This is a genomic window from Bacillus sp. 05T31, assembly GCF_056396725.1.
In genome coordinates, this window is record NZ_JBFTMA010000835.1 from 1 (window position 1) to 1,701 (window position 1,701).

The window sequence follows — 1,701 nt, forward strand, 5'->3', positions numbered from 1 at the left end:
CGCAAGCTTTAACACTTGTTTCTAAGTTACTTTTGTCAACAGGCGACGAAGTACTAATAGAAGATCCCATCACCAATGACATTCAAACAATTTTTAAAAATTCAGGAGCCTTCCTTTATCCTATACCAGTTGATGATAATGGGATGGATACATCTTTGCTGCCTGCAAATAAAAACCCAAAATTCATCTTCACTACTCCTTCTCATCAGTTTCCTTTAGGAGGAGCGTTACCGATTCAACGACGGGTTCAATTGATTAACTACTCAAGAAAAACAAATTGTTATCTCATTGAAGATGATTATGACAGTGAGTTTCGATATGAAGGCTCACCTGTAAGTTCATTACAGGGATTGGATCCCGAGCGTGTTATATATATAGGTTCATTTAGTAAAATTTTATCACCGGCCCTTAGGATGGGATACTTAGTTCTTCCCTCACACCTTATTGAAAAATGTCGCAGGGTAAAATGGTTTTCAGATCTACATACATCTTCTTTAAATCAGCTTGTCCTTGCTAAATTTATTGCCGAAGATTATTTGGAACGGCATATTATGAAGATGAAAAAAACCTATAAAAATCGAAGAGACTTGCTTATCCAGCAATTAAAATTAGTATTCTCAAATAAGATCAATATTTCCGGTTATTCTACAGGATTACACCTGATTGTTGAATTCAATCAAGTTCAATTCACCAAAGAATTACTTGAGAAAATCCAACAACTTGGGGTTAAAGTATATCCTGTGGAAGACCACGCCATTGAAAAAGGAAAACATCATAGTCGAATTATTATGGGGTATGGACATTTAACAACTGAAGAAATAAAAGAAGGTGTGAACAGGCTACAGAGGGCAATACCTTATATATATTCTTGTTAATAAATAGACTTTAAAACTCAAGATTAAAGAATTTAACAAATAAGGAAATTCCCCAGGGATTATAAAGAGACTAAAATATTAATTAAAGTGAGGTAAATATACAAATGAATCCATTAGCACAATCATATTGGGATACTTATTGGGGAAACAATGAAAAACCAGAATCTGTTACAGCTTGGCAATTTGGTGATTCTCCTGATTATCTCGCTCAATTAGTCATTGATGGTGTGAAAACCGCAACATGCTCGGGCCATATTTTTTATGAATTAGAAAATGAACCACTACCAACAACTAACGATTATAGTATTGTACTCAATAGTCAGGAGGAACCTGTAGCTATTATTAAGACAATAGAAGTAACTATAATGCCAATGAATGAAGTGACTGAAGAATTCGCTATCGCTGAAGGCGAAGGCGATCGTACCTATAGTTACTGGAGAGATACCCATATTCAGTTTTTTACAAAGGAACTAAGCGAACTTGGTCTTAGTTTTTCTGAAGATATGCTGCTCGTTTGCGAACGTTTTAAGCTTATCGATGTAAAAAACAAAGTGAAGATATGATAAATAACGATTTTACCGGAAGGCCATATTAGATAAATACATTTATCTTTAAACAAATAAGCTTGTTACCAATGGATTTCTTGAGCCATTAATAACAAGCTTATTTCATTAAACACAAAAAAGACGAGTCATTCTGACTCGTCTTAAAGTTGCTTGGCGACGTCCTACTCTCACAGGGACAAGGTCCCAACTACCATCGGCGCTAGAGAGCTTAACTTCCGTGTTCGGTATGGGAACGGGTGTGACCTCTCTGCCATCATCAC

At 35.7% G+C, this 1,701-nt stretch carries 2 protein-coding genes and 1 rRNA gene; 2 read left to right on the top strand and 1 reads right to left on the bottom strand.

Going from position 1 to position 1,701, the window contains the following annotated elements:
• Together AC1DJR_RS28895 and AC1DJR_RS28900 are read left to right on the top strand one after the other, a co-directional pair.
• On the top strand, positions 1-875 hold an 875-nt coding region (locus AC1DJR_RS28895), incomplete at its 5' end, for an aminotransferase-like domain-containing protein (RefSeq protein ID WP_477004139.1).
• 104 nt (positions 876-979) lie between these two features.
• Positions 980-1,438, top strand: coding sequence for an ASCH domain-containing protein (locus tag AC1DJR_RS28900; protein ID WP_159147395.1), 459 nt, complete (start codon positions 980-982; stop codon positions 1,436-1,438).
• Between the two features lie 151 nt (positions 1,439-1,589).
• Here AC1DJR_RS28900 and rrf read toward each other — a convergent pair.
• Positions 1,590-1,701 (bottom strand): 5S ribosomal RNA (gene rrf, locus AC1DJR_RS28905); the annotation flags it as partial.

Excerpts from the sequence above, each read along its gene's own strand:
- AC1DJR_RS28900 (WP_159147395.1), top strand. The coding sequence starts at position 980 with ATGAATCCATTAGCACAATCATATTGGGATACTTATTGGGGAAACAAT.